The organism is Paracoccus sp. AK26, assembly GCF_011801365.1.
GTDB classification, from domain to species: Bacteria; Pseudomonadota; Alphaproteobacteria; order Rhodobacterales; family Rhodobacteraceae; genus Paracoccus; species Paracoccus aerius.
Genome location: NZ_CP041041.1, coordinates 1,736,255 through 1,761,643 on the forward strand (window position 1 = coordinate 1,736,255; position 25,389 = coordinate 1,761,643).

Sequence of the window (25,389 nt, forward strand, 5' to 3'; positions counted from 1 at the left end):
TGTATAGAGGCAGGCCATGACCGACCGCATCACCCTTCGCCGCCCCGACGACTGGCACCTGCACCTGCGCGACGGCGCGATGCTGGCGGCTGTCGCCCCCCATTCCGCGGGCTTCGGCCGCGCGATCATCATGCCGAACCTGGTGCCTCCGGTGGTGACAGGCGCGCAGGCCGCAGCTTATCGCGACCGGATCCTGGCGGCCCTGCCCGAGGGGGCAGTGCTGCAGCCGCAGATGACGCTGTATCTGACTGACGCGACTGATCCCGCCGATGTGGTGGCCGCGTTCAGGGATGGCATCATCCGCGCGGTTAAGCTGTATCCTGCGGGCGCCACGACCAACTCCGCCAGCGGCGTCACCGATTTCGACCGCGTCCGGCCCGTGCTGGAGGCCATAGCCGAGGCTGGCGTCACGCTGTGCGTCCACGGAGAGGTCACCGACCCGGCGGTGGACATCTTCGACCGCGAGGCTGTCTTCATCGACCGCGTGCTGGACCCGCTGCGCCGCCGCACGCCCGGCCTGCGCGTGGTGATGGAACATATCACCACCAGCGACGGCGTGGCCTATGCCCGGTCGGGCGGTGACGATCTGGCCGCCACGATCACCACCCATCACCTGGTCATCAACCGCAATGCCATTCTGGCCGGCAGCATACGCCCGCATTACTACTGCCTGCCTGTCGCCAAGCGCGAATCGCACCGCCTGGCGCTGCGCGAGGCTGCAACCAGCGGCGAGTCGCGCTTCTTCCTGGGCACCGACAGCGCGCCCCATGCGGACAGCGCCAAGCTGCAACCGTGCGGCTGTGCTGGCTGCTTCACCGCGCCGAACACCATGTCGATCCTGGCCCAGGTCTTCGAGGACGAAAACGCCCTGGACCGGCTGGAAGCATTCGCCAGCCTGAACGGGGCCGCCTTCTATGGGCTTCCCCCGAACGACGGCCGGATCACCCTGACCCGCCGCGACAGGCCTGCCGACTACCCGGCCCAAATCTCCGCAGGCGGCGAAACCGTCACCGTATTCGACCCCGGCTTCCCCCTTTTCTGGCACCTGGAGGACAAATGAGCCTGACTTTCCCCGCGCGCGAGGAGATCGCCCGCCTGTCCGCCCGGATGCTGCTGGAAATCAAGGCCGTGGACTTCAACGCGGCCCAGCCCTTCACCTATGCCTCGGGCCTCAAGGGTCCGACCTACGTGGATTGCCGCCGCATCATCAGCTTTCCACGCGTCCGCGCGACCCTGATGGACTTCATGGCTGCGACGGTGATGCGGGACGCCGGCTTCGAGGCCTTCGACAACGTGGCTGGCGGCGAGACCGCGGGCATTCCTTTCGCCGCCATGGTCGCGGAACGGCTGGGCCTGCCCATGACCTATGTGCGCAAGAAGCCCAAGGGTTACGGCCGCAACGCCCGGATCGAAGGCGCCATGACCGAGGGCCAGCGTGTCCTGCTGGTCGAGGATCTGACCACCGACGGCGGCAGCAAGCTGTCCTTCGTGGACGCGATTCGCGATACCGGGGCCAGCTGCGCGCATACCGCGGTGATCTTCTATTACGGCATCTTCCCAGAAACGACGCAACGCCTGGCCGATCATGGTGTAACGCTGCATCACCTCTGCACCTGGTGGGACGTCCTGGCCGAGGCCCGCGCCCAGGCGGCGTTCGACGAGCAAACGCTGGCCGAGGTCGAGACCTTCCTGACCGACCCCCGCGCCTGGCAGGCAGCCAACGCCTGACTTATCCACAGGCAGTCCACAGAACCGCCCCCCGAAAACGAACCGCGCGCCGTTCCCCGCGCGGGACTTCGGGTGTAGAACGGGACCGAAGACCAAAGGGGGCAGTCCATGACCAATCTCCGCGCCATCATTCCGGGCCAGCCCGTCAGCGCCGAAGAGACGCCCTCGATCCCCTTCTCGCTCGAGGCCGAACAGCAGCTTCTGGGCGCCCTTCTGACCAACAACGACGTTTTCGACCGCGTCAGCCAAATCATCAAGCCGGATCACTTCTATCATCCGGTCCATGCCCGCATCTTCGACATCTGTTCCGAACGCATCCGCAAGAACGCCCTTGCCAGCCCGGTCACGATCAAGGCCTTTCTGGAACATGACGACGGGCTGAAGGAACTGGGCGGCCCTGCCTATCTGGCGCGGATCGCGGGGGCCGCGATCAGCGCCTATGCCGCGCGCGATTACGCCCAGATGATCCGCGAATTCGCCCTGCGCCGCGAACTGATCCAGTTGGGCCAGGACATCGCCGCCCGCGCCGCCACCGTCGAGGTCGGCGACGAGGCCGAGGAACAGATCAAGGCGGCCGAACAGACGCTGTACAAGCTGGGCGAGGCCGGCACTGCCGAGCGTGGCTTCCAGTCATTCCTCAAGGCCGTGACCGGGGCCGTGCAAGCGGCCAACGCCGCCTATCAGCGCGACGGCAAGCTGTCGGGGATCTCGACCGGGCTGATCGACCTGGACGGCAAGATGGGCGGGCTGAACAACTCTGACCTCATCATCCTTGCAGGCCGTCCCTCGATGGGGAAGACCTCGCTTGCGACCAACATCGCCTTCAACATCGCCAAGGCCCACAAGACCGGCGAACGGCCCGACGGCACCATCGGCACGGTCGAGGGCGGCGTCGTGGGCTTTTTCAGCCTTGAGATGTCGGCCGAACAGCTTGCAGCCAGGATCCTGTCGGAAGCAGCCGAGGTGCCCAGCGAACGCATCCGCAGCGGCAACATGGACGAGGCCGAGTTCCGCCGCTTCGTCGAGGCGGCGCACGCCTTGCAGAACTGCCCGCTTTACATCGACGACACGCCCGCCCTGCCGATCAACCAGCTTGCCGCCCGCGCCCGCAAGCTGAAGCGGACGCATGGGCTTGATGTGCTGATGGTGGACTATCTTCAGCTTCTGAAGGCAGCCTCCGCCAAGGACAGCCGCGTGAACGAAGTGTCCGAGATCACGCAAGGGTTGAAGGCCGTCGCCAAGGAACTGAACATCCCTGTGATCGCCCTGTCGCAGTTGTCCCGCCAGGTCGAAAACCGCGATGACAAGCGCCCGCAGCTTTCCGACCTGCGCGAATCCGGGTCCATCGAACAGGACGCGGACATTGTGATGTTCGTGTTCCGCGAGGAATACTACAAGGAACGCGAGAAGCCGTCGGACAGCGATCTTGACGCCATGGCCAAGTGGCAGCAGGTGATGGAACAGTGCCATGGCAAGGCCGAGGTGATCCTGGGCAAGCAGCGCCACGGACCCATCGGCACGGTCGAGTTGTCCTTCGAAGGCCAGTTCACCCGCTTTGGCAACCTTGCAAAGGACCGGCAGTCGCAATGGGACTAGGTCTGCCGGTCCCCGTCGCGACCATCGGCCTGCTGATTGCCTCGAACGTCTTCATGACGGTGGCGTGGTATGGGCACCTGAAGTTCAAGACTGCGCCCCTGGTGACGGTGATCTTCGTCAGTTGGGGCATCGCCTTTTTCGAATACGTGATGCAGGTGCCCGCGAACCGGATCGGCTATGGGCATTTCAGCGCCGCACAGTTGAAGACCATACAAGAGGTCATCAGCCTGTCAGTCTTCGCGCTGTTTTCCTGGATCTACCTTGGCGAACGCATCGGCTGGCAGCACGGCGTGGGCTTCGGCCTGATCTGCCTGGGCGCCTGGTTCATCTTCCACGACTTCGGCTAGGCGCGCCGGCGGCCGGCGCGCCTGTCGGTCAGTGCGTCCAAGGGCCGCGGCGGTCGGTCGCGAAGTTTTCGCCATAGCCGCGGGGGCGGATATTGGCGGCGCGGCTGTGGGGTGGCTGGACGACATATTCCAGGCCACGCTCGCGGGCGTAATCCTCGGCCTGCTTCTGGGTCTCGAAGTGCAGGCGGACCTGGCTTTGGGTGTCGTCGCTGCTGATCCAGCCCATCAAGGGGTCGATGTCGCGCCCCTGGGGCGGAAACTCCAGCACCCATTTCTTGGTCCGCGCATTGCCGGACTGCATGGCATTGCGGGCAGGTTGATAGATGCGAACGCGCATTGGGCAGCCTTTCGGTCGATATCGCGCGACTTATCGCCAATCGCGGGCCGCTGATCAAGGGCCGGAACGGCTGGTCCCGGCTTGCGTTGACCCGCGATACCGCAACAATGCAGGAGGATACGATGCCGTTTCGCACAGCAGCCGCCCTTGGGCTGATGATGGCCTTTCCCGCCGCCGCGCAGGATGCCGCATCCCCCCCACCGGCCGAGGGCGCAGCACCCCTGATCGCCGAACTGAAAACCGCCGAGGGCGAAAGCCTGGGCACCGCGACTGCCGTCGCCACGCCGTCGGGGATGATGCTGGTCACGCTGGAGCTCGAGGGCCTGCCGCCCGGCATCCACGGCGCCCATATCCACGAGACTGGCGAATGTTCGCCGCCCGATTTCGAATCGGCGGGCGGCCATCTGGCGGGCGACAAGGAACATGGCGTCATGTCGGCAAACGGGCCGCATCCGGGCGACCTGCCCAACATCCACGTCCCCGACAGCGGGGCGCTGACGGTCGAGCATTTCGTCGCCGGCCTGACGACCGAGCTGATGATGGACGACGACGGGGCGGCCATCATCATCCATGAACAGCCCGACGACTATGTCGGCCAGCCCTCGGGCCATGCCGGGGGGCGGGTGGCCTGCGGCACCTTCGCGCAGGCAGGCTGATCCTATTCGACTGGCGCGGCGTCCGCGAAGGGCGCCGTGACCTCGGCCGTTGCGGCCTGCTTGTCATAGATGCAGATCATCCTTTCCTGCGTCCCGCCCTGGCCCACCGTGATCAGGGCTGCGCCATAGCTATCGGAACCGAAGGGGTTGACCTCGACGGTGACGGTGGCGTCGGGCGCGGTCTGGACGAGGCTGCGGCAGCTTTCCTCGACCGAGGCGCGGAAATCGTCCCAGGCCTCGTCGGACGATCCCCAGGCCGCCAGCGGCAGGATCAGAAACAGTCCTGCAAGTGCTTGTTTCATCGCTTTTCTCCTTTTGCGAAAGGAACGCGCGGGCGCCCCGTTCGTTCTGCTTGAAACAGAGAGGTGATCGAATGCCGTGGGCCCGCGCAATCCTTTTCGTCATCGCTGCAACAAGTGTCGGTGCCTGCGCATCCGGCTATAGCCTGACGGTCGCTGCCACCCAATGCGATCTGACACAGCACCAGCGGCTGGTCGGGATGAACATCGGAGAGGTGACCTTGCCGCCCCAGCTCCACTATCGGGAAATCAGCCCGGGGCAGCTGGTGACCCAGGAATACCAGCCGGGCCGGCTGAACATCTTCCTGGACCCCAAGGGCTGGATCGCACGCGTGACCTGCGGCTGATCAGCCCCTCGCCCGGTCCACGACAGCCACGGCCTGGGCAATCGCATCCGTGATCGTCAGGTTGCTTGTGTCCAGCACCACCGCGTCCTCGGCAGGCCGCAGCGGCGCTGTCGCGCGTTCGCGGTCGCGCCGGTCGCGTTCCTGCAATTCGGCCAGCATCTGGACGGGATCGGCCCCCAGTTCCGCCGCCCGCCGCTGCGCGCGGACCTGGTCCGAGGCCGTGACATACAGCTTTACCGGCGCACCGGGGCAGATCACCGTGCCGATATCGCGACCGTCCAGAACCGCGCCCGGTTCTTGACCTGCGAAGCGGTGTTGGAAGGCCAGAAGTGCTGCGCGGACTTCGGGAATGGCGGCGATGCGGCTGGCGGCCTGCCCGGCCTCGGCGCTGCGCAGATCCGGGCGCGCAAGGTCTGTTGCTTCAAGCGTCCGCGCTGCCGCGATCGGATCGCCCCCCTTCGCCCCTACGGCCCGATACAGCAGGCCGGTATCAAGGTGATGAAAGCCGAAATGGGCGGCCAGGGCGCGGGCGATGGTGCCCTTGCCCGAGGCGGCGGGTCCGTCAATGGCGATGATGAATGGCATGGTCACGCAACACTGGTTTCGCGCCCTCCATCGCACGGCGCGCGGCCCCAGGTCCACCGCCTTGCGCAAAAGAAAACGCCGGCCCAAGGGGACCGGCGTTCGTCGTCTTGATCGTGACGGAAAGGATCAGGCGTTGCCCAGGGTCTTGGCGACCTCGGCGGCGAAATCCTCTTCCTTCTTCTCGATGCCTTCGCCCACGGAAACGCGGGCAAAGCCGGTGATCTCGACCCCGGCTTCCGTCGCGGCCTGTTCGACGGTGACATCGGGGTTGATCACGAAGGGCTGGCCCAGCAGCGTGTTTTCAGCCACGAACTTCTTCATCCGGCCGGGGATGATGTTGTTCTGGATCACGGCTTCCGGCTTCGGCTTGGCCGATGCGGCGTTCTCTTCCAGGGCCTTGGCGGTCTGGACTTCCAGCTCGCGCGCCAGCAGGGCCGGGTCAAGCGTGGCTTCCGACAGCGAGACCGGGTTGGTCGCGGCGATATGCATCGCGAACTGCTTGCCGACGGCCTGCGCCTTGTCCTTGTCGCCCTTCAGCGCGACCAGCACGCCGATCTTGCCCATGCCCTCGCCCGCGGCGTTGTGGACATAGGAAACGACGGTTTCGCCTTCCAGCAGGTGCATCCGGCGCAGGGTCATGTTCTCGCCGATGCGGGCAATGGCGTCGGTCAGCACCTCGGACACGGGCTTGCCGTTCAGTTGCGTGGCCTTCAGCACCTCGATGTCATCCGCCGTGGTCAGCGCGATGTCGGTGATGTCACGGACCAGTTGCTGGAAATCGGCGTTCTTGGCAACGAAATCGGTTTCCGAGTTGATCTCGACGGCGACGCCGCGGCCATCGGTCACCTGCACGCCGATCAGGCCTTCGGCGGCCACGCGGTCGGCCTTCTTGGCGGCCTTGGCAAGGCCCTTGGTGCGCAGCCAGTCGATGGCGGCTTCCATGTTGCCGTCGGTTTCGGTCAGCGCCTTCTTGGCATCCATCATCCCTGCGCCGGTCGTTTCGCGCAGCTCTTTCACCATCGCGGCGGTGATAGCCATGATCCGTCTCCTTTGATCAACGCGTCAGGCGGGGCATATCCCCGCCTGACGACAGTTCCGTAAATATCCGGTTCGCGGCGACGATCAGGCGTCGGCGGTTGCCTCTTCCTCGGCGGCGGGCTGGTCCAGCAGCTCGTCGGGGGCGTCGGACAATGCGCCCACGTCCACACCGGCCGCACCCATCTGCGCCGACATGCCGTCAAGCGCCGCACGGCTGGCCAGGTCGCAATACAGCGCGATGGCGCGGGCCGCGTCGTCGTTTCCGGGGATGATGTAGTCCACGCCTTCGGGCGAGCAGTTGGTGTCGACCACGGCGACGACCGGAATGCCCAGCTTCTTGGCTTCCAGGATGGCCAGGTCTTCCTTGTTCACGTCGATGACGAACAGCAGGTCCGGCAGGCCGCCCATGTGGCGGATGCCGCCCAGCGAGGCTTGCAGTTTCGCCTGCTCGCGTTCCAGCTGCAGACGCTCTTTCTTGGTCATGCCTTCCGCGCCGCCGGCCATCGTCTCGTCAATCGCCTTCAGGCGGTTGATCGACTGGGACACGGTTTTCCAGTTGGTCAGCGTGCCGCCCAGCCAGCGGTGGTTCATGTAGAACTGGGCCGAACGTTCGGCGGCGTCCGCGATGGGCTTCTGGGCCTGGCGCTTGGTGCCGACGAACAGCACGCGGCCGCCCTTGGCAACGGTGTCGCGCACGACCTGCAGGGCCGCGTCCAGCATCGGCAAGGTCTGGGTCAGGTCCAGGATGTGGATGCCGTTGCGGTCGCCATAGATGAACTCCGCCATGCGCGGGTTCCAGCGTTGCGTCTGGTGACCATAGTGAACGCCAGCTTCCAAGAGCTGACGCAGATTGAATTCGGGAAGCGCCATTCCATGTCCTTTCCGGTTTGCGCCTTGGCAGGGGATTCAGGGCATCTGCCCCAACCGGTGGACCTTTTGCGGATTTCTCCCGCAAGGGCCCGCCCCTGCCTGTGAAGTGTCGCGCAGATAGACCCTGCGCGGGCGATTTGCAAGGGGCTTCAATGCGGCCGATCACGCGGGACCTGACCAACCTGTCAATTGCCGCGCCCGCCCCGTTCAGGCAAGATCGGCTCATCAGGGGACCAGCATGACCGACAGCCGCTTCCGCTTTGGGCGACATTACGATTACTATGAACTGCTTGCCGACGGGATCGTGCACGGCATCGGTGTCGTGCTTGCGCTTGTCGGGGTGACCGCGCTGATCTTCCACGCCGCCACCTCGGCTGGAACGGCCGAGGTCTTGGCCGCGACGATCTATGGCACCGGGCTGATCCTGTCGCTGGGGGTGTCGTTCCTTTACAACATGCTGCCCCATTCGACCCTGAAATGGCACCTGAGGCGGGCGGACCATTCCGCGATCTTCGTCCTGATCGCCGCCACCTATACCCCGTTCCTGCACAAGGCGTCGTCGGACCCGGTGGTCTTCGCGCTGCTGGTCTGCATCTGGACGATGGCCGCGCTTGGCATCGCGCTGAAATGCCTGCTGCCCGGCCGCTATGACCGGCTGGCCATCCTCCTCTATATCCTCATGGGGTGGAGCGGACTTGTCGCCTTCCGTCCCATTGCCGACCACCTGCCGCCGCTGTCGATGCTGCTGATCGTGATTGGCGGCATCGTCTATACGGTCGGCGTGATCTTCCATGTCTGGGAACGGCTTCGCTTCCAGAACGCGATCTGGCACGGCTTTGTCGTGACCGCTGCCGCCATCCACTATGTCGCCGTCCTTTCGGCCATTTAGTTAGCGGTATCGGAATCGGCCAGCCGGGACGGCAAACCGCTTGCATCGCAAGGCATGACCGGGCAGGTTGCGCGCGAATTGCGGAACAGAAGGTGGCGCCATGAACCCCGAACTCCAGTCGCAAAAGACCCGTGCACTGTGCAGCCTGGCCCCTGTCATCCCGGTCATCGTGATCAAGAACGCGGAACGCGCGGCGGGCCTGGCGCGGGCCTTGGTCACAGGCGGGCTGCCGGTGCTGGAGATCACCCTGCGCTCGGACGCGGCACTGGACGCGATCCGGGCGATGTCCACCGTGTCCGGCGGCCATGTCGGCGCGGGAACGGTGCTGACGCCCGATGACGCACGGCGGGCCAAGGACGCAGGCGCGACCTTCGCCGTCTCGCCCGGCCTGACGGATCGCCTGATCGCCGCCTGCGAGGAACTGGAACTGCCCCTTCTGCCCGGAACCGCCACCGCATCCGAGGTGATGCGCGCGGCGGACGCAGGCTATGACATGGTAAAGTTCTTCCCGGCCGAGACAAGCGGGGGCGCACCAGCCCTCAAGGCCCTGGCCGGACCCCTGCCCAGGATCAGCTTCTGCCCGACAGGCGGCATCACCACCGCCAATGCCGGCAGCTACCTGTCCCTGCCCAATGTCGTCTGCGTCGGCGGAAGCTGGATCGCGACGGATGGCGATGTCAATGCCGAGAACTGGGGGGCGATCCAGGAACGCGCCCATGCCGCCGCACGGCTGAGCCGGGGCTGACCTTGCCCGCCGACCTGGCGCGCGCCCGGCGCAACGTGATCGTGCTGGTCGCCGCGCAGGCGATCCTGGGATCGCAGATGTCGGTGATCTTCATCGTCGGCGGCCTTGCGGGCCAGATCCTGGCCCCCAATCCCTGCATCGCCACCCTGCCCCTGTCGATGATCGTGCTTGGATCGGCGCTGACTGCGCGTCCCCTGGCGCGCTTCATGCAGGATCACGGGCGGCAGGCCGGTTTCCTGCTGGCCGTCCTGGCCGGGGCGACGGGTGCTGCGCTTTCCGCCTGGGGCCTCTGGGCCGGGTCATTCTGGTCCTTCATGGCCGGCTCGCTTCTGACGGGCGTCTACATGTCCGCTCAGGGCTTCTATCGCTTCGCCGCGACCGACCTCGCGCCCGAGGATTACGCCCCCCGCGCGATCAGCTGGGTCATGGCGGGCGGCCTTGCCTCGGCGATCATCGGTCCGGCCCTGGTCCGGGCGACCGACGGCCTGACGGCGGTCCCTTTCCTGGCAACCTATCTGGCTGTGATCGGGCTAAATGCCATGGGCCCTTTCCTGTTCGCCTTTCTCCAAGACCCCAAGGCCCTAACAGACGGCGCCCCTGTCGCTTCGGGACGGCCGGTCCGGCAATTGCTGCGCCAGCCGCAGATCGCGGTCGCAATGATCTGCGGAATGGTGGCCTATGCGCTGATGAACCTGGTGATGACCTCGACCCCGCTGGCGGTCGTGGGCTGCGGCTTCGCGCCGACCGACGCGGCCAATATCGTCAGCGCCCATGTGCTGGCGATGTTTGCGCCCAGCTTCTTCACCGGCCACCTGATCGCCCGCTTCGGGGCCGAGAGGATCGTTGCGATCGGCCTGTTCCTGCTGGCCCTGGCGGGCGCGGCGGCCCTGTCCGGGGTCGGCCTGTCGAACTTCTTCGTCGCGCTGATCCTGTTGGGGATGGGGTGGAACTTCGGCTATATCGGCGCCACTGCCATGCTGACGCGGGCCCATACGCCCGAGGAACGCGGCAGGGTCCAGGGCCTGAACGATGCCGTCGTCTTTGGCGGGGTGTTCCTGGCCTCGCTGTCCTCGGGCGGATTGATGAACTGCAGCGGCGGATCGACCGTCGCGGGCTGGAACGCGGTCAACCTTGCCATGCTGCCCTTCCTGGTGCTGGCCGGAGGCGCACTGATCTGGCTGATGCTGCGCCCGCGCGAGGCGTAGAGGCAGGGGCCGCCCCGTGGCACGTGGGTGCTCTCGAACCACTGCCGCACCAACCGGCGATCCCAGGATCCTTGAACCAATGTGAAGGTTAGAACAAGGATTTCTGTTCGGGCGGCTTGGGCTTCCGCGTGGTCTTCGGAGGCGCACCTTCGGGACGTGCCGCGACCTTGCCATCGGCGAATTCCAGTTCGACCTGGGGCATCTGCCGCGCCGCCTTGGCCGAGGTGACGACGCCATCCGGCCCATGCACGACCACGAAACCGCGCTTCAGCGTCTCGGTATAGCCCAACGACAGCCGCATCCGGTCCGCGCGCTGAAGGGCTTCGCTGCGGGTGCGAATTGACCTTTGCAGGGCCAGGTCCAGCCGTCGGGCCAGATCGACGACCTTCTGCCCCTGCTGCAGGATCGACCGCCTGGCCGTCGTCATGACCCGCGCCAGCGACGCGTCCAGCCGTTCCCCCATCGCGGTCATCCGGTCGCGCCGCCGTTCGAGCCGGCGGACCGAGGCAGCGTCCAGCCGATGCTCCAGCCGATGCAGCGCGTGGCCCTTGCCGTCCATGAAGCGGCGCAGCAATGCCACGGGCATCGGCCGCACCGCCAGTTGATGCCGGCGCGCGCGGACCAGCCCGTGCAGCGCCGGGTCCAGCCGTCCGGCCCACAGGTCCAGCCGCTGCCGCGCCCCTTCGGTCAGCGCCGCGGGACGGCCAAGCGCGCGGGACAGATCGCGCAGCCGCTGCCGGGGCCGTTCGACATGAACGGTCGCACAGCGCGTCAGCCGTGCTTGCGATTCGGCAAGGCGCGCCGCCAGTTCGGCCAGCACCGGCACTGCCATTTCCGCCGCAGCCGTCGGGGTCGGCGCGCGGCGGTCCGATGCAAAGTCGATCAGGGTCGTATCGGTCTCGTGCCCCACGGCCGAGATCAGCGGGATCCGGCTTTCGGCTGCCGCGCGGACCACTGCTTCCTCGTTGAAGCCCCATAGGTCTTCCAGGCTGCCGCCGCCCCGCGCGACAATCAGCAGGTCAGGGCGCGGGATCGGCCCGCCCACGGCGAGGTCGTTGAAGCCACGGATCGCGGCCGCCACCTGCGGCGCGCAGCCTTCGCCCTGCACGGCCACCGGCCAGATCAGCACGCGGGTCGGAAACCGGTCGCGCAGCCGGTGCAGGATGTCGCGGATCACCGCCCCCGATGGCGAGGTCACGACCCCGATCACCCGCGGCAGCGACGGCAGCGGACGCTTGCGCCCCTCGTCGAACAGTCCCTCGGCCGCCAGCGCCTGCCGGCGCTTTTCCAGCATCGCCATCAGCGCGCCAAGGCCCGCAGGCTCGATCTGGTCGACGATCAGCTGGTATTTCGACTGGCCCGGAAAGGTGGTGATGCGGCCGGTGGCGATGACCTCCATCCCCTCTTCGGGGCGCTGCGCCAGACGGGACGCCTGCCCCTTCCAGGTGACGGCGGCCAGGACCGAGCGGTCGTCCTTGAGGTCGAAATACAGATGCCCCGACGACGGGCGCGACACGCGGCCGATCTCTCCGCGCACGCGGACGCGGCCGAACTGATCCTCCAGGCTGCGCTTGACCGCGCCCGACAGTTCGGAAACCGTGAATTCATGCGCGTTGCTGCCCGGCGCGTCTTCCAGCAATTCCATGCGGCTTGTTCCCTTCGCCGCGCCACACTAGAACGCCGCGACTAGAAGCGAAAGGGCGGCCCATGAACATCCTGATCCTCGGCGGCGGCGGGCGCGAACATGCGTTGGCCTGGGCGATCCGGCAGAACCCGAAATGCGACCGCCTGATCGTCGCGCCCGGCAATGCAGGCATCGCCAATGTCGCGGAATGCGCCGACCTGAACATCCTGTCTCGGGCCGAGGTGCTGGAGTTCGCCCAGGAAAACGCCATCGACTTCGTGGTGATCGGACCCGAGGCACCCTTGGCCGCAGGCGTGTCCGACGCCCTGCGCGATGCTGGCTTCCTGGTCTTCGGCCCGTCGCAGGCCGCAGCCCAGCTCGAGGCGTCGAAGGCCTTCACGAAGGAGATCTGCGACGCCTGCGACGCCCCCACCGCCGCTTGGGCCCGCTTCACCGACGCAACATCGGCCCGCGATTACGTGACCGCGCAGGGCGCCCCGATCGTGGTCAAGGCCGACGGCCTGGCAGCCGGCAAGGGTGTCACCGTGGCCGAAACCATCGATCAAGCCCACCAGGCCATCGACGCGATCTTCGACGGCGAGTTCGGCGAGATGTCGGTCGTGATCGAGGAGTTCATGGAGGGCGAGGAAGCCAGCTTCTTCATCCTCTGCGACGGCACCGACTGCCTGGCCCTGGGCACCGCCCAGGATCACAAGCGCGTTGGTGACGGCGACACCGGCCCGAACACCGGGGGCATGGGTGCCTATAGCCCCGCCCCCGTGCTGACGGATGCGCTGCAGGATCAGGTGATGGCGCAGATCGTCCGCCCCACCGCGGCGGAAATGGCCCGCCGCGGGATGCCCTTCCAGGGCGTCCTTTATGCCGGGCTGATGATCAAGGACGGCCGGGCCCGGCTGGTAGAATACAATGTCCGCTTCGGCGATCCCGAATGCCAAGTGCTGATGATGCGTCTGGGGGGGCAGATCCTCGACCTACTGCTGGCCTGTGCCGAGGGACGGTTGACCGGGATGTCCGTGAACTGGGCCGACGATCATGCGCTGACCGTCGTCATGGCTGCCCAAGGATACCCCGGCGGCTACCAGAAAGGCAGCATCATCAAGGGGCTGGACAGCCTTTCCGAGACCAGTTTCGAGATGACCTTCCACGCCGGCACGGCCGCAGAGGACGGGCAGGTCATCGCGACCGGCGGCCGCGTCCTGACCTGCACCGGCCGCGGCGCCACGCTTGCCGAAGCCCATCGCCGTGCCTATGCGCAGGTCGATGCGATCGACTGGCCGCAGGGTTTTTGCCGCCGCGACATCGGCTGGCGCGCGCTCTGACCCATCTTCTGTGCCCAGATGTTCCCGCCGGAGGCATCCGACGAGGCCACAGGTGCCAGCGTCACAGGCTGGAATACAGCCCCTCGTAAATGGGCAGCAGGGTATCCGTCTCGAACAGGCTGCTGACCGAGGTGCCGTTCCAGATGTTCAGGATCGCCTGGGTGAACATCGGCGCGGTCGGCACGATGCGGATATTCGGGGCCGCCTTGACCGCGTCGGTCGGCTGGATCGAATCGGTGATGACCAGCGATTTCATCACGGATTTGCTGACCCGTTCCACAGCGGGGCCTGACAGGACGCCGTGGGTGATATAGGCATGGACCTCGGTCGCGCCGCTGTCGATCAGGGTCTGGGCGGCCTTCACCAGCGTGCCGGCCGTGTCGCAGATATCGTCGACGATGATGCAGACCTTGCCTTCCACATCGCCGATCACGGTCATCTCGGCCACCTCGCCGGCCTTTTCCCGGCGCTTGTCCACGATTGACAAGGGCGCGCCGATCCGGGTCGCCAGTTCGCGCGCCCGTGCCACGCCGCCCACGTCGGGCGACACCACCATCAGGTCCTGCATCCGCCCCTTGAAATGATGCTGCACGTCAAGCGCGAAGACCGGCGCGGCATAAAGGTTGTCCACCGGAATGTCGAAGAAGCCCTGGATCTGGGCTGCGTGCAGGTCCAGCGTCAACACGCGGTCGATCCCCGCCTCGGTCAGCAGGTTCGCGACCAGCTTGGCGCTGATCGGCGTGCGCGCCTTGGCCCGGCGATCCTGCCGGGCATAGCCGAAATAGGGAATGACCGCCGTGATCCGCGCGGCCGAGGACCGGCGTAACGCGTCGGCCATGACCATCAGCTCCATCAGGTTGTCGTTTGCCGGGTTCGACGTCGGCTGGATGATGTACATGTCCTCGCCCCGGACATTTTCATAGACCTCGACGAAGATTTCCTGGTCGTTGAACCGCTCGACCCTCGCGTCGCAGAGGCTTACATTCATGCCCCGATGCATCGACATCCGCCGGGCGATGGAGGCGGCAAGGGTCCGGTTTGCATTGCCGGAAATCAGCTTGGGTTCGGTCATGACGGGCATGGAGGGGGCCTTTTTCGGGGGATTCGCCAGATTGCGCCCGCCTTACCACCCGGCTAGCCTGCGGGCAAATCGCGAAGGATCGTCTTTATGGCCAATATCGACTACTATCTGGGGACCATCAGCCCTTGGGCCTACCTGGCCGGGGACCGACTGGAGCGGATCGCGGAACGCCACGGCGCGACGATCACCTACAAGCCGCTGGACCTGTTGCAACTGTTCGACCGGACGGGCGGCGTGCGGCCCGCGAACCGCCATCCCAGCCGCATGGAATACCGTGCCCAGGAACTGCCCCGCTGGGCCGCGCATCTGGACATGCCCCTGAACCTGAAGCCCGCCTTCTGGCCGGTGAACATGGCGCCCTCGTCCTATGCGATCATCGCGGCGCAGCAGGCGGGCGGCGGCGACATCGGCGGGCTGGTCCAGGGCTTCCTCCGCGCCGTCTGGGCCGAGGAGCGCGACATCAGCGACGACGCGACCATCCGCGAGGTCCTGTCGGCGCATGGCTTCGATGCCTCACTTGCGGACAGCGGGTTGTTCGTGGGCGCCGAGACATACGGCCGTAACCTTGAACAGGCGGTCGAGGCCGGGGTCTTCGGCGCCCCCTTCTATGTGGTCCGGGAAAGCGGCCAGAAGTTCTGGGGGCAGGACCGGCTCGACTTCCTCGACCGTCACCTCGCCTCGCTATGACCGGCATCTACAAGCGGCATTGGGCGGGCGCCCGGGATCGCCCCGCCCTGGCCCTGCATTGCATGATGGGCAACGGCGCCTATTGGGGCCCGATCGCAGATCGCCTGGAAGGACGGATCGATCTGGCGGGTTTCGACATGCCCGGCCATGGGCGCAGCGATCCGTGGGAGCCCCAGCCCCAGGGGCCGGACTTCCACACCTCGGTCACCCGGATTGCGGCCAGCTTCATCGACCGGCCGCTGGACCTGATCGGGCACAGCCTGGGCGCGACGGTCGCCCTGCGCATCGCCGTCGCCGCGCCCGAAGCCGTGCGAAGCCTGACCCTGATCGAGCCGGTGCTCTTTTCCGCAGCACCCGACGCCGAGCAAATCGCCCGCGACCAAACGATGGCCGAAATGATCGCCCAGGGGCGTGACGACGATGCCGCGCGCGCCTTTATCGACATCTGGGGCGCAGCGCCCTTCGACAGCTTGCCCCCAGCCACCCGACGGGCCATGGCAGATCAGATCAAGCTGGTGGTCGACACTGACGAGACCCTGACACGGGACCGCGCAGGGATCCTGGACGAGGGAAGGTTGGAAACCATCGACGCCCCGGTCATGATCATCCTAGGGCAGGACAGCCCCCTTGTCATGCACCGGATCGCGGATGCCCTGGCGCCACGCCTGGCCGATGTGGGACGAGCGGTTGTGCCGTCGGCAGGGCATATGCTTCCGCTGACCCATGCGGACCAGACGGCGGGGCTGATCGCCCTGAACCTTGACCGGGCCTAGAGGCTGAAATCGTCCAGATGCGCCACCGGACCGATGGCCAGCCATTCGGCCCGGATCCGCGCCACGCGCGTATCGCCCCAGGTCTGGAAAAGGATGTCGAAGCCCGTCCGGGAAACGGCCTCTGCGCAGATGTCGGCACGCTGGTTGGCCTGCCCGTCGATATCCCACATGGCAATGGAGACATGCACGACCGGCGGGCCGGCAAAGGCCTCCTCGAATGTGACGGCATGGCGAACAAGTCGATGCCCATGGCCGGACCACATTTCGCCCTGGTCCTCGAACGCCGAGAACAGCAGCGCCGAGCCTTGGCAGACCCCCACGGCATGATGATCGAAGCGCCTCATCCCTGACCTTTCGCGACAGCACCCGCAGATGATATCCTTACGCCGTGCAAGGCAGCTAAAGTAAGTGGATGCATCATCAATGCCGCCGTTGCTGATCAGGCACAGCATTCCTCGAAGGCGCGCTCTAGGATCTCGATCCGGCCCTGCGCGTCGACCAAGGCAGCATCAAAGCGCATTTCAGGCAACAATTCCTGTCTCAGCGACTCGCAATACTCCAATGCCGCGCGCATGATGCGCCCCTGCTGCGCGGCCCCCAGCCTGGCTGCGGCTGCCTCATGTGTCGAAGATTGCTTGACCTCGACGAATACCAGGCAGGATCCATCGCGGGCAATCAGGTCGATCTCGCCTGCCTTGCCACGCCAGCGGCGCGCAAGGATCGACATGCCCCGCCGTTCCAGCAGGCGCGCAACGCTCTCCTCCGCAAGGCTGCCGGACAGGTTTGCCATGTGTCCCCGCGCCTTCCGCAAGGGCGATGCCTGCCTGGATGGGACAGGCAATGCCCATGGAAGATCCAGCGGTCTTTCAATGTGACCCATCACCGATTCCTATCTTCAGCCATACCCAGCGCGATCTGATAAACATCGCGCCGTGCCATTCCCAGTTCCCCTGCCACCTCTCGGGCGGCGTCTTTTACCGTCATAGCCCCCAGCCGCGCCTGCAGCGCGGTCCTGACCACATCGTCATCGGCCTGTACCGCCGTGGGGCGGTCCAGCAGCATCACCACCTCGCCCTTCAAAGCGGCCATGCGCGGATCGGCGGCCAAATCGGCGGCGGATCCCCGGATCACTTCCTCGAACTTCTTGGTCAGCTCGCGTGCCACCACTGTAGGACGATTCGGGTCAACCTCGCACATCTCCTTCAATGTCTGGTTAACGCGCCGCGGGCTCTCGAACAGGATCAGCGTGGCGTCGACCGCCATCCAGTGCCGCAGCCAGGTCATCCTTGCACCCTTGGTCGAAGGCGGAAACCCCAGGAACAGAAAGCGGTCGCTGGGCAGTCCCGACAGGCTCAACGCCGCCAAGGGGGCCGAGGGGCCGGGAACCGCATGGACGCGATAGCCCGCCTCGGCCACTTCGCGCGCCAGGCGATAGCCGGGATCGGCCACCAGCGGCGTCCCGGCATCCGAGGCATAGGCGATGCTTGCCCCCTCTGCCAGGGCGGCCATCAGCCCGGGCCGGGCGCGTTCGCCGTTGTGGTCGTGATAGGGGACGATCCGCCGCCCGCGCAGGGGAATGCCATGGATGTCCAGAAGATGGCGCAGCACCCGGGTGTCCTCGGCCGCTAGAACGTCCGCGCCGTTCAGCACGTCCAGGGCGCGCAACGTTATGTCACGCGCCGTGCCAATGGGCGTCGCCACGAGGTAAAGCCCGTTGTCCAGCCTGGGCACCTCGACATGGGCCACAAGGCGATGCGCGGGCTGAATCTCGTCGCGTTTCTCGGTCATCGCCTTCTCCTTCCGACTGATTGCCAAGCCGGACCGATGGTCCTAGGCTGGCCCAAGCTCGCCCGATATCCTACAGCAGGGAAAATTCATATGGTCGTTTCCGCAACAACCCGGCCTGGCACCGGATTGCGCCGCATCGTCGCGCGCACCGCCGCGATCCTGTCGGCCTTCGTGCTTGCCGCTTGCGAACCTACCGGCGGATCGCAGCAGGCAAGCGGGCCGGCTATTGGCCCGCTGATCAATCCAGGAGAGCCGGTGCGGGTCGCGCTTCTGGCGCCCGGCGGCAGCGGATCGGCGGATCTGGAATGGCTGTCGCGCAGCCTGAAGAACGCGGCGCGGATGGCTGCGGCCGATGCCCAGGGCGCCAGCATCGACCTACGCGTTTATGATACCGGCACCAGCACGGAACAAGCCGTGGCCCAGGCCAATGCGGCCGCCGACGCAGGCGCGCAGATCATCGTCGGCCCGCTGTTTGCCGAAGGCGCGAATGCCGTGGGCAACGCCATGCGGCCGCGCAACATCAACGTGCTGTCCTTCTCGAACAATGCCGAGATCGCGGGTGGCAACGTCTTCATCCTGGGCAACAGCTTCGCCAACATCGCGGATCGGCTGGTGGGCTTCGGCGTCCGCCAGGGCAAGCGCAACGTCTTTGTCGTGGCCGAGGATGACGTCGCGGGCCAGATCGGCGGCCGCGCGATCGAGACCGCGATCGCCCGCAACGGCGCGCGGATGGCAGGCCGGATCAACCACCCGGTCTCGGTTACGGGGATCGACGCCGTGGTCCCGCAGATCGCTGCTGCGGCGCAGTCGGGTCAGGTCGATGCCGTCTTCATGACCGCCAACAACCAGGCCGTTCTGCCCTATCTGACAGAAAAGCTGGCCGCGGCCGGCGTCCGTTCGCCGGTCACGCAGATGATGGGCCTGACCCGCTGGGACCAGCCCCCTGCCCGGGCTTCCCTGCCGCAGTTGCAGGAAGGATGGTTCGCGATCCCGGACCAAGGCCTGCGCGCGCAGTTCGACGCCCGCTATCGCAGCGCCTATGGCGAGCAGCCGCACGAACTGGCAAGCCTTGCCTATGACGGCGTCGCGGCGATCTCGTCCCTGGTGCGCGGCGGGCAGCGGAATGCGCTGACGACGACAGGGCTGACGCAGCGCGCAGGCTTTGCCGGCGTCGGCGGCGTCTTCCGGTTGCGGCCCGACGGCACGTCGGAACGGGCGCTTGCCGTTGCGACGCTCCGCGGCAACCGGCTTGTGATCCTCGATCCCGCACAGCGCGGCTTTGGTGGCGCCGGGTTCTGATCTTGGCCCAACGCATCGACACTGCGATCCTGCAAAGCGCCCCGGCATTGTCCGGGGCGCATCCCCTCTTCGACCCCGACAGCTTCCTTCCGATACTGGACGCAGCGCTGAACGGCCTGACCGACCGACGCGACATTCGCGCCCGCACCGTGGCCGTCCTTTCGGACGCGCGGGCCGAGGCCATGCGCGCGATCGAGGCAGGCTTGGCCAGCCACCCTCGCGCCGCCCGCGAAACCGTCCGCGCCATCGCCAGCCTGACCGACGGCATCGTGATTGCCACCCATCATGTGGCGACGGTCTGGCTGCATCCCCAGCGATCACAGTCCGAGGCCGAGCGGCTGGCCGTGCTGGGCGTCGGCGGCTATGGCAGGGCCGAAATGGCGCCCGCCTCGGATCTGGACCTGCTGTTCCTGACGCCGTGGAAGATCACGGCCTGGGCCGAAAGCGTGGTCGAATCCATGCTGTATGTCCTGTGGGATCTGAAGCTGAAGATCGGCTATTCGATCCGCAGCGTGGACGACTGCATCCGCCTGGGCGCGGGGGACATGACCATCCGCACCTCGCTGGTCGAACACCGGCTGGTCACGGGCCACGCCCCCTTGGCCGAGGAACTGCGCGAACGTCTTTGGGTCGAGCTTTTTTCAAGAACCGTGCCGGAGTTCATCGAGGCCAAGCTCGAGGAGCGTTCGGCCCGCCATCAGCGCCAGGGCGGGCAACGCTATGTCCTTGAACCCAACGTCAAGGAAGGCAAGGGCGGGCTGCGCGACCTTCAGACCCTGTACTGGATCGCGAAATACATCCATCGCGTCGACCGGGCCGTCGAACTGGTCGACCTGGGCGTCTTCACGCGGGAAGAACACCTGGCGTTCTGGCAGGCCGAGGATTTCCTTTGGGCCGTGCGCTGCCACCTGCACCTGATCGCAGGCCGGCCGGTGGATGTCCTGTCCTTCGACATGCAGGTCGAGGTCGCGCGCCGCATGGGCTATCGCGACACCTCGGCCCGGCGCGGGGTCGAGTATTTCATGCAGGATTACTTCCGGCACGCCACCCATGTGGGTGAACTGACCCGCGTCTTCCTGACCGAGCTCGAGGCACGGCACGTTCGCAGCGCCCCCTTTCTGGGCCGCCTGTTCCGCCGCCGCCGCAAGATGCACGAAGGCTTCACCGACAGTCACGGCCGCCTCAGCATCACGGACGATGCCGAATTCCTGCGCGATCCCCTGAACATCCTGCGCCTGTTCGAGGAAGCCCTGCGCACCGGCATCCTGATCCACCCCGACGCGATGCGGCTGGTGGCCGCCAATCTGGACCTCATCGACGACAAGGTCCGCAGCGACCCCGAGGCGATCCACATCTTCATGGATCTGCTGCTGAAGCACGGCAATCCCGAGCGCGGGCTGCGGCGCATGAACGAACTGGGGGTGCTTGCCGCCTTCATCCCCGAATTCGAGCCGGTCGTGGCGATGATGCAATTCAACATGTATCACCACTATACCGTCGACGAACATTCCATCCAATGCGTCGCCGCCCTTGCCGAGATCGAGCGGGGCGAGCATCCCGATGACCTGCCCCTGTCCAGCGAGATCATGGAGTCCGGCATCAACCGCCGCGTCCTTTACCTGGCGGTGCTGCTGCACGACATCGGCAAGGGCCGGCGCGAGGATCACTCGATCCTGGGCGCGCGCCTGGCGCGGCGGATCGCGGCGCGCTTCGGCTTTCCGCAGGACGAGATCGAGACAGTCGAATGGCTGGTCCGCAACCACCTGCTGATGTCGGACGTGGCGCAGAAGCGCGACATTGCCGACCCCCGCACGTTGCGCGACTTCGCCAAGGCCGTGAAGACGCGGCGGCGGCTGGACATGCTGCTGGTGCTGACGGTCTGTGACATCCGCGGCGTGGGTCCGGGCACCTGGAACAACTGGAAGGCGGCGCTGCTGCGCAGGTTGCATACCGAGACGGCGCTTGTGCTGGAAAACGGTCTTGAGGAACTGAACCGCGACCGCCGCCAGAACGAGGCCAAGCGCAGCCTGCGCCATCTTCTGGTCGCCAAGGGCTGGGAGCCCCGGGAGATCCGCGCCGAACTGGGACGGCATTACGACAACTACTGGTCGGGCTTGCCGACCGAGACCCAGGCCAGCTTTGCCGAACTCTTGAACGGCATCGGCCCGGACGAGATCCGCATCGACCTGCGGGCCGATCCGGACCGCGACGCGACCCGCGCAGCCTTCGTGCTGGCCGACCATCCGGGCATCTTCTCGCGCCTCTGCGGGGCGCTGACGCTGATGGGGGCGAACGTCGTCGATGCGCGGACCTATACAACCCGCGACGGCTTCGCGACGGCGGTCTTCTGGGTGCAGGATCCCGACGGCAGCCCCTTTGACGAGGACCGCCTCCCCAAGCTGCGCCAGACGATCCTGCGCACGCTGAAGGGCGAGATCGTGGCGCGCGAGGCCTTTGCAACCCGCGACAAGCCCAAGAAGCGCACGCGCGAGTTCAGGTTCCCGACCCATGTCACCTTCGACAATGAAGGCAGCGACATCTATACTATCATCGAGGTAGATACCCGCGACCGTCCGGGCCTGCTTTACGACCTGACGCGGACCATGGCCGCAAACCACATCCAGATCGTCAGCGCCGTGATCGCCACTTTCGGCGCGCAGGTGGTGGACAGTTTCTACGTCAAGGATATGTTCGGCCTCAAATTGCACAGCGAAGCCAGGCGCGACGCTTTGGAAAAGAAATTGCGCGCGGCGATTGCCGACGGGGCGAAACGGGCAGAGGCTTGAAATCATGAGATCGGGATTGGTGCGCGGGTTCCTCTCGGTAGGGATCTGGACCTTCGTGTCGCGTTTGTCGGGCTTTGTCCGCGACATCCTGATGGCCGCCTGGCTGGGCAGCGGCGCGGTGGCCGACGCCTTCTTCGTGGGCCTCTCGCTGCCCAACATGTTCCGCCGGTTCTTCGCGGAAGGGGCGTTCAACACCGCCTTCGTGCCGATGTTCGCCAGGAAGCTGGAAGACCGCGAGGATGCGCAGCGCTTTGCCTCGGAAGCCTTCTCGGGCCTGCTGATGTCGGTCCTGGTGCTGTCTGCGGTCGCGATGGTCTTCATGCCAGGGCTGGTCTGGCTGATGGCCGCGGGCTTTGCCGGCGACGAACGGTTCCCGCTGGCCGTCCAGTTCGGCCGGATCATGTTCCCCTATATCCTGCTGATCTCGCTGGCCTCGATGATCTCGGGCGTCCTGAACGCCAACGGCCGGTTCATGGCTGCCGCGGCGGCACCCGTCTTGCTGAACCTGCTGTTCATCGCGGCCATGGCGGTGGCCTGGTGGCGGGGATGGGACGTGGGCCTGACGCTGGCCTGGGCCACGCCGCTGACCGGCATCGCGCAGCTTGCGCTTGTCTGGTGGGACGCGCATCGCACCGGCTGGTCCTTCCGCCCGCAGCGCCCGCGCCTAACGCCGGACATGCGCCGGTTGCTGGCCGTGGCCCTGCCCGCCGCCTTCGCAGGGGGCGTGGTGCAGATCAACCTGCTGGTCGGCCGCCAGGTCGCCAGCCATTTCGAGGGCGCGATTTCCTGGCTGTCCTATTCCGACCGCCTGTATCAGTTGCCCCTGGGCGTCGTTGGCGCAGCCGTGGCCGTCGTCCTGCTGCCAGAATTGGCGCGCCGCCTGCGGGCAGGCGACCATGCGGGGGGCCAGTCGGCCTATTCCCGCGCAACCGAGTTCGGGCTGTTCCTGACCCTGCCCGCCGCCTTCGCCATCGCCGTGATCGCGGAGCCCATGGTCCGCACCCTGTTCGAACGTGGCGAGTTCACGGCATATGACACAGCCCAGACCGCCCGCGCCCTGATCGTCTATGCCTTCGGCCTGCCCGCCTTCGTGCTGCAGAAGATCCTACAACCGCTGTATTTCGCGCGCGAGGACACGAAGACACCCTTCCGCTATGCCCTTTGGTCGATGGTGGTGAACGCGATCGTGGCCTTTGGCCTGATGCCCTGGCTAGGCTTCCTGGCGGCAGCGCTTGGCACCACCGTCGCCGCCTGGATCATGGTGGCGCAACTGTGGTGGGGCACGCGGGCCATGGGCGACGCTGCACGCGCCGATGACCGACTGCGCCGCAAGGCGCCGCTGATCATCCTGTCATCGGCACTGATGGCGGGCGCGCTGTGGCTGATGATGGGCTGGCTGGACGGCGCGGGCATCGGCCGCGTGCCGGGCCTGCTGATCCTTGTCTTCGGGGGCGCCGCGATTTACTTCGCGCTCAGCTTCGCGACGCGGGCCTATCGGCTGTCGGACCTGAAGGCGGCAGTCCGGCGCGGCTAGCGCGCCCGGATCTGGCGCAGCACCCGTTGCACGCCCCCGTCCACCAGCACGAAGCTGAGAAGAAAGCCCGCTCCGAACCCTGCAATCTCGGCGATCCAGCCATAGCCCGCGCCGCCGAAGACGATGCCGAAGACCAGTTGAAAGGCCAGCAGCATCCCGATCAGCGTGAAGGCCCGCATCCGGTTGGCGTGCACCGCCCCCAGCCGGGACCACAGCAGGAAGGTGAAGGCGCCCACCAGCCCATAGACGGCTGGATAGCCCCCGATCAGCGGTCCCACCCGGCCCGGCAGGACGGATATCGCCGCCGTATAGACCAGGGCACCCCCGATGGCCGAACCCAGGAACAGCGCGACGACCGCCCAGGGGCGGAACTCGCGCGCGATCATGTTGCCAAGCGCCAGGGTAAAGACGACCACGAACAGCGCGTGGGTGAAGGACGTGTTGACGAAGCTGTAGGACAGGATGCGATAGGCCTGGTCCCAGTCCACCGCGCCAAGCTGCCACATGCGCTGCACCATCTCGGGCGCAAAAGCGGTCATCTGCATCGCGGACAGCCGCAGCCCCACGCCCTGCGCCCCGCCGATCAGGCCCGTCTGGCCCAGCAGGAACACGATCTCTCCGGCGATGGCAGGCAGGGCCAGGACCCAAAGCACGACGGGCAGCGGGTTGAGGGGCGAAACAGGATTGGCCTGGCGCATCGGGATTCCTTCGCGGTTGCGGTCGCTTTGGGCAAGGGCTAAGCCACTGGCAGCGAAAATCCAAGCAGGCCCGACATGACCGAGACGACGAAAACCCGTTTCACCCCGCGCATCTTCTCGGGCATCCAGCCGTCAGGGGGGTTGACGCTGGGCAACTACCTGGGCGCCCTGAAACGCTTCGCCGCCCTCCAAGGGGGCGAGGCCGAGACGATCTACTGCCTGGTCGACCTGCACGCGATCACTGTCTGGCAGGAACCCGAGACCCTGCGCCTCAACATCCGCGAAGCCGCCGCCGCCTTCATGGCAGCGGGCGTCGATCCCGCGCAATCGGTCCTGTTCAACCAAAGCCAGGTGTCCGCCCACGCTGAAATGGGCTGGCTTTTCAATACTGTCGCGCGGGTCGGCTGGATGTACCGGATGACCCAGTTCAAGGACAAGGCAGGCAAGAACACCGAGAATGTAAGCCTGGGCCTTCTGGCCTATCCCGCGCTGATGGCCGCCGACATCCTGACCTATCAGGCAACCGCCGTGCCGGTGGGCGAGGATCAGAAGCAGCACCTTGAGCTGACGCGCGACATCGCCGCCAAGTTCAACCACGACTACGGCGTCGAGCAATTCCCGATCACCGAACCGCTGATCGAGGGCGTCGCCACGCGGGTCATGTCGCTGCGGGACGGGTCAAAGAAAATGTCGAAATCCGACCCCTCGGACGCCAGCCGGATCAACCTGACCGACAGTGCCGATGCGATCGCCCAGAAGATCCGCAAGGCACGCACGGATGCCGACCCCCTGCCCGGCACGACCGACGGCCTGAAGGACCGGCCCGAGGCGCGAAACCTGGTCAACATCTATGCCGCCCTGGCCGACCAAACCCCCGACCAAGTCCTGTCGCAGTTCGAGGGTCAGGGCTTCGGCGCCTTCAAGCCCGCGCTTGCCGATCTGGCGGTCGCCTCGCTGGAACCGATCACAAAGCGGATGAACGACTTCATGGCCGACCCGGCCGAGATCGACCGCATCCTGGGCCAAGGCGCGATCCGCGCGGACGAGATCGCAACACCGATCCTGGAACGCACGAAAGAGATCATGGGCCTGCTGCGCACCCGGCCCTGACCTGACACGAAAAAGGCCGCCCCGCGA

Annotated in this window: 27 protein-coding genes; 16 read left to right on the forward strand and 11 right to left on the reverse strand. The window is 66.3% G+C overall.

The genetic code is table 11. From position 1 onward, the window contains the following. Positions 1-16: 16 nt before the first annotated feature. From pyrC to FIU66_RS08580, 4 genes are all read left to right on the forward strand, one after another. Positions 17-1,060, forward strand: a complete 1,044-nt coding sequence (gene pyrC / locus FIU66_RS08565) for a dihydroorotase (RefSeq protein ID WP_167622313.1) — start codon at positions 17-19, stop codon at positions 1,058-1,060. Continuing rightward, positions 1,057-1,728, forward strand: coding sequence for an orotate phosphoribosyltransferase (locus FIU66_RS08570; protein WP_167622314.1), 672 nt, complete (start codon positions 1,057-1,059; stop codon positions 1,726-1,728). Before pyrC ends, FIU66_RS08570 begins: the two co-directional genes overlap by 4 nt. Before the next feature lie 108 nt (positions 1,729-1,836). After that, the gene (locus FIU66_RS08575; RefSeq protein WP_167622315.1) at positions 1,837-3,324 is read left to right on the forward strand and encodes a replicative DNA helicase; all 1,488 of its coding nucleotides are present in this window, start codon (positions 1,837-1,839) and stop codon (positions 3,322-3,324) included. Then, complete coding sequence (locus FIU66_RS08580; RefSeq protein WP_167622316.1) at positions 3,315-3,671, forward strand: DMT family protein; 357 nt, start codon at positions 3,315-3,317, stop codon at positions 3,669-3,671. The genes FIU66_RS08575 and FIU66_RS08580 overlap by 10 nt, the downstream gene beginning before the upstream one ends. Positions 3,672-3,699: 28 nt before the next feature. Here FIU66_RS08580 and FIU66_RS08585 read toward each other — a convergent pair whose 3' ends face one another. Further along, entirely contained in the window at positions 3,700-4,008 is a 309-nt protein-coding gene (locus FIU66_RS08585) for an ETC complex I subunit (protein WP_167622317.1), read from the reverse strand. A gap of 122 nt (positions 4,009-4,130) precedes the next feature. On the opposite strand from FIU66_RS08585, the gene FIU66_RS08590 reads away from it, so the two are divergent. After that, on the forward strand, positions 4,131-4,664 hold the full coding sequence (locus FIU66_RS08590) for a superoxide dismutase family protein (RefSeq protein ID WP_167622318.1): 534 nt from the start codon (positions 4,131-4,133) through the stop codon (positions 4,662-4,664). A 2-nt stretch (positions 4,665-4,666) separates the two neighbouring features. On the opposite strand, the gene FIU66_RS08595 is transcribed toward FIU66_RS08590, so the two are convergent. Beyond that, positions 4,667-4,966 (reverse strand): hypothetical protein, encoded by a 300-nt coding sequence (locus FIU66_RS08595; protein WP_167622319.1) that lies wholly within the window; start codon positions 4,964-4,966, stop codon positions 4,667-4,669. Positions 4,967-5,037: 71 nt separating this feature from the next. Between FIU66_RS08595 and FIU66_RS08600 the strand changes: the two genes are divergently transcribed. Beyond that, positions 5,038-5,310: an I78 family peptidase inhibitor gene (locus FIU66_RS08600; protein ID WP_167622320.1), complete on the forward strand. Its 273-nt coding sequence runs from the start codon at positions 5,038-5,040 to the stop codon at positions 5,308-5,310. Here FIU66_RS08600 and FIU66_RS08605 read toward each other — a convergent pair whose 3' ends face one another. The 3 genes from FIU66_RS08605 to rpsB all read right to left on the reverse strand — a co-directional run bounded on the left by FIU66_RS08605 (position 5,311) and on the right by rpsB (position 7,803). Further along, positions 5,311-5,895 carry a d(CMP) kinase gene (locus FIU66_RS08605; RefSeq protein WP_167622321.1) on the reverse strand — a complete coding sequence of 195 codons (585 nt, stop codon included), beginning with the start codon at positions 5,893-5,895 and terminating at the stop codon, positions 5,311-5,313. A 126-nt stretch (positions 5,896-6,021) separates the two neighbouring features. Further along, positions 6,022-6,933: a translation elongation factor Ts gene (tsf, locus tag FIU66_RS08610; protein WP_167622322.1), complete on the reverse strand. Its 912-nt coding sequence runs from the start codon at positions 6,931-6,933 to the stop codon at positions 6,022-6,024. Between the two features lie 84 nt (positions 6,934-7,017). Further along, a complete protein-coding gene (gene rpsB, locus FIU66_RS08615; RefSeq protein WP_167622323.1) occupies positions 7,018-7,803 on the reverse strand; it encodes a 30S ribosomal protein S2 in 786 nt (261 codons plus the stop codon). A gap of 238 nt (positions 7,804-8,041) precedes the next feature. Here rpsB and FIU66_RS08620 point away from each other — a divergent pair, with 238 nt between their 5' ends. The 3 genes from FIU66_RS08620 to FIU66_RS08630 all read left to right on the forward strand — a co-directional run bounded on the left by FIU66_RS08620 (position 8,042) and on the right by FIU66_RS08630 (position 10,642). After that, positions 8,042-8,692 carry a hemolysin III family protein gene (locus tag FIU66_RS08620; RefSeq protein ID WP_167622324.1) on the forward strand — a complete coding sequence of 217 codons (651 nt, stop codon included), beginning with the start codon at positions 8,042-8,044 and terminating at the stop codon, positions 8,690-8,692. Between the two features lie 100 nt (positions 8,693-8,792). After that, positions 8,793-9,437, forward strand: a complete 645-nt coding sequence (eda, locus tag FIU66_RS08625; RefSeq protein ID WP_167622325.1) for a bifunctional 4-hydroxy-2-oxoglutarate aldolase/2-dehydro-3-deoxy-phosphogluconate aldolase — start codon at positions 8,793-8,795, stop codon at positions 9,435-9,437. Continuing rightward, entirely contained in the window at positions 9,434-10,642 is a 1,209-nt protein-coding gene (locus FIU66_RS08630) for an MFS transporter (RefSeq protein ID WP_240544779.1), read from the forward strand. The genes eda and FIU66_RS08630 overlap by 4 nt, the downstream gene beginning before the upstream one ends. 88 nt (positions 10,643-10,730) lie before the next feature. On the opposite strand, the gene xseA is transcribed toward FIU66_RS08630, so the two are convergent. Next, the gene (gene xseA, locus FIU66_RS08635) at positions 10,731-12,287 is read right to left on the reverse strand and encodes an exodeoxyribonuclease VII large subunit (RefSeq protein WP_167622326.1); all 1,557 of its coding nucleotides are present in this window, start codon (positions 12,285-12,287) and stop codon (positions 10,731-10,733) included. Between the two features lie 62 nt (positions 12,288-12,349). Here xseA and purD point away from each other — a divergent pair, with 62 nt between their 5' ends. Beyond that, positions 12,350-13,606, forward strand: coding sequence for a phosphoribosylamine--glycine ligase (gene purD, locus FIU66_RS08640; RefSeq protein WP_167622327.1), 1,257 nt, complete (start codon positions 12,350-12,352; stop codon positions 13,604-13,606). Positions 13,607-13,667: 61 nt separating this feature from the next. Here the strand turns inward: purD and FIU66_RS08645 are convergent, their stop codons facing one another. Then, a complete protein-coding gene (locus FIU66_RS08645; RefSeq protein WP_167622328.1) occupies positions 13,668-14,687 on the reverse strand; it encodes a ribose-phosphate pyrophosphokinase in 1,020 nt (339 codons plus the stop codon). Between the two features lie 87 nt (positions 14,688-14,774). Between FIU66_RS08645 and FIU66_RS08650 the strand changes: the two genes are divergently transcribed. Both FIU66_RS08650 and FIU66_RS08655 read left to right on the forward strand, forming a co-directional pair. After that, the gene (locus FIU66_RS08650; protein ID WP_167622329.1) at positions 14,775-15,374 is read left to right on the forward strand and encodes a 2-hydroxychromene-2-carboxylate isomerase; all 600 of its coding nucleotides are present in this window, start codon (positions 14,775-14,777) and stop codon (positions 15,372-15,374) included. Beyond that, entirely contained in the window at positions 15,371-16,147 is a 777-nt protein-coding gene (locus tag FIU66_RS08655) for an alpha/beta fold hydrolase (RefSeq protein ID WP_167622330.1), read from the forward strand. The genes FIU66_RS08650 and FIU66_RS08655 overlap by 4 nt, the downstream gene beginning before the upstream one ends. Here FIU66_RS08655 and FIU66_RS08660 read toward each other — a convergent pair. The 3 genes from FIU66_RS08660 to rsmI all read right to left on the reverse strand — a co-directional run bounded on the left by FIU66_RS08660 (position 16,144) and on the right by rsmI (position 17,935). After that, a complete protein-coding gene (locus FIU66_RS08660) occupies positions 16,144-16,491 on the reverse strand; it encodes an H-type lectin domain-containing protein (protein WP_167622331.1) in 348 nt (115 codons plus the stop codon). The two genes, FIU66_RS08655 and FIU66_RS08660, sit on opposite strands and share 4 nt — an antisense overlap. A gap of 95 nt (positions 16,492-16,586) precedes the next feature. Next, on the reverse strand, positions 16,587-16,937 hold the full coding sequence (locus FIU66_RS08665) for a YraN family protein (RefSeq protein ID WP_240544644.1): 351 nt from the start codon (positions 16,935-16,937) through the stop codon (positions 16,587-16,589). Between the two features lie 89 nt (positions 16,938-17,026). After that, the gene (gene rsmI, locus FIU66_RS08670) at positions 17,027-17,935 is read right to left on the reverse strand and encodes a 16S rRNA (cytidine(1402)-2'-O)-methyltransferase (RefSeq protein WP_167622333.1); all 909 of its coding nucleotides are present in this window, start codon (positions 17,933-17,935) and stop codon (positions 17,027-17,029) included. 90 nt (positions 17,936-18,025) lie between these two features. Between rsmI and FIU66_RS08675 the strand changes: the two genes are divergently transcribed. Genes FIU66_RS08675 through murJ form a run of 3 tightly spaced genes read left to right on the forward strand, consistent with a single transcriptional unit; the run spans position 18,026 to position 23,554 of the window. After that, complete coding sequence (locus tag FIU66_RS08675) at positions 18,026-19,234, forward strand: penicillin-binding protein activator (RefSeq protein ID WP_167622334.1); 1,209 nt, start codon at positions 18,026-18,028, stop codon at positions 19,232-19,234. A 26-nt stretch (positions 19,235-19,260) separates the two neighbouring features. After that, complete coding sequence (locus tag FIU66_RS08680) at positions 19,261-22,020, forward strand: [protein-PII] uridylyltransferase (protein ID WP_370528959.1); 2,760 nt, start codon at positions 19,261-19,263, stop codon at positions 22,018-22,020. A gap of 4 nt (positions 22,021-22,024) precedes the next feature. After that, positions 22,025-23,554: a murein biosynthesis integral membrane protein MurJ gene (gene murJ, locus FIU66_RS08685; protein ID WP_167622335.1), complete on the forward strand. Its 1,530-nt coding sequence runs from the start codon at positions 22,025-22,027 to the stop codon at positions 23,552-23,554. Here murJ and FIU66_RS08690 read toward each other — a convergent pair. After that, positions 23,551-24,252, reverse strand: coding sequence for a rhomboid family intramembrane serine protease (locus FIU66_RS08690; RefSeq protein ID WP_167622336.1), 702 nt, complete (start codon positions 24,250-24,252; stop codon positions 23,551-23,553). The genes murJ and FIU66_RS08690 overlap by 4 nt on opposite strands. Positions 24,253-24,327: 75 nt before the next feature. Between FIU66_RS08690 and trpS the strand changes: the two genes are divergently transcribed. Continuing rightward, positions 24,328-25,362 carry a tryptophan--tRNA ligase gene (trpS, locus tag FIU66_RS08695; protein ID WP_167622337.1) on the forward strand — a complete coding sequence of 345 codons (1,035 nt, stop codon included), beginning with the start codon at positions 24,328-24,330 and terminating at the stop codon, positions 25,360-25,362. Positions 25,363-25,389: the final 27 nt, after the last annotated feature.

What these genes read in the sequence shown, in the direction of transcription:
- pyrC (WP_167622313.1), top strand. Translation starts at nt 17, where the DNA reads ATGACCGACCGCATCACCCTTCGCCGCCCCGACGACTGGCACCTGCAC.
- FIU66_RS08570 (WP_167622314.1), top strand. Translation starts at nt 1,057, where the DNA reads ATGAGCCTGACTTTCCCCGCGCGCGAGGAGATCGCCCGCCTGTCCGCC.
- FIU66_RS08575 (WP_167622315.1), top strand. Translation starts at nt 1,837, where the DNA reads ATGACCAATCTCCGCGCCATCATTCCGGGCCAGCCCGTCAGCGCCGAA.
- FIU66_RS08580 (WP_167622316.1), top strand. Translation starts at nt 3,315, where the DNA reads ATGGGACTAGGTCTGCCGGTCCCCGTCGCGACCATCGGCCTGCTGATT.
- FIU66_RS08585 (WP_167622317.1), bottom strand. Translation starts at nt 4,008, where the DNA reads ATGCGCGTTCGCATCTATCAACCTGCCCGCAATGCCATGCAGTCCGGC.
- FIU66_RS08590 (WP_167622318.1), top strand. Translation starts at nt 4,131, where the DNA reads ATGCCGTTTCGCACAGCAGCCGCCCTTGGGCTGATGATGGCCTTTCCC.
- FIU66_RS08595 (WP_167622319.1), bottom strand. Translation starts at nt 4,966, where the DNA reads ATGAAACAAGCACTTGCAGGACTGTTTCTGATCCTGCCGCTGGCGGCC.
- FIU66_RS08600 (WP_167622320.1), top strand. Translation starts at nt 5,038, where the DNA reads ATGCCGTGGGCCCGCGCAATCCTTTTCGTCATCGCTGCAACAAGTGTC.
- FIU66_RS08605 (WP_167622321.1), bottom strand. Translation starts at nt 5,895, where the DNA reads ATGCCATTCATCATCGCCATTGACGGACCCGCCGCCTCGGGCAAGGGC.
- tsf (WP_167622322.1), bottom strand. Translation starts at nt 6,933, where the DNA reads ATGGCTATCACCGCCGCGATGGTGAAAGAGCTGCGCGAAACGACCGGC.
- rpsB (WP_167622323.1), bottom strand. Translation starts at nt 7,803, where the DNA reads ATGGCGCTTCCCGAATTCAATCTGCGTCAGCTCTTGGAAGCTGGCGTT.
- FIU66_RS08620 (WP_167622324.1), top strand. Translation starts at nt 8,042, where the DNA reads ATGACCGACAGCCGCTTCCGCTTTGGGCGACATTACGATTACTATGAA.
- eda (WP_167622325.1), top strand. Translation starts at nt 8,793, where the DNA reads ATGAACCCCGAACTCCAGTCGCAAAAGACCCGTGCACTGTGCAGCCTG.
- xseA (WP_167622326.1), bottom strand. Translation starts at nt 12,287, where the DNA reads ATGGAATTGCTGGAAGACGCGCCGGGCAGCAACGCGCATGAATTCACG.
- purD (WP_167622327.1), top strand. Translation starts at nt 12,350, where the DNA reads ATGAACATCCTGATCCTCGGCGGCGGCGGGCGCGAACATGCGTTGGCC.
- FIU66_RS08645 (WP_167622328.1), bottom strand. Translation starts at nt 14,687, where the DNA reads ATGCCCGTCATGACCGAACCCAAGCTGATTTCCGGCAATGCAAACCGG.
- FIU66_RS08650 (WP_167622329.1), top strand. Translation starts at nt 14,775, where the DNA reads ATGGCCAATATCGACTACTATCTGGGGACCATCAGCCCTTGGGCCTAC.
- FIU66_RS08655 (WP_167622330.1), top strand. Translation starts at nt 15,371, where the DNA reads ATGACCGGCATCTACAAGCGGCATTGGGCGGGCGCCCGGGATCGCCCC.
- FIU66_RS08660 (WP_167622331.1), bottom strand. Translation starts at nt 16,491, where the DNA reads ATGAGGCGCTTCGATCATCATGCCGTGGGGGTCTGCCAAGGCTCGGCG.
- FIU66_RS08665 (WP_240544644.1), bottom strand. Translation starts at nt 16,937, where the DNA reads ATGGCAAACCTGTCCGGCAGCCTTGCGGAGGAGAGCGTTGCGCGCCTG.
- rsmI (WP_167622333.1), bottom strand. Translation starts at nt 17,935, where the DNA reads ATGACCGAGAAACGCGACGAGATTCAGCCCGCGCATCGCCTTGTGGCC.
- FIU66_RS08675 (WP_167622334.1), top strand. Translation starts at nt 18,026, where the DNA reads ATGGTCGTTTCCGCAACAACCCGGCCTGGCACCGGATTGCGCCGCATC.
- murJ (WP_167622335.1), top strand. Translation starts at nt 22,025, where the DNA reads ATGAGATCGGGATTGGTGCGCGGGTTCCTCTCGGTAGGGATCTGGACC.
- FIU66_RS08690 (WP_167622336.1), bottom strand. Translation starts at nt 24,252, where the DNA reads ATGCGCCAGGCCAATCCTGTTTCGCCCCTCAACCCGCTGCCCGTCGTG.
- trpS (WP_167622337.1), top strand. Translation starts at nt 24,328, where the DNA reads ATGACCGAGACGACGAAAACCCGTTTCACCCCGCGCATCTTCTCGGGC.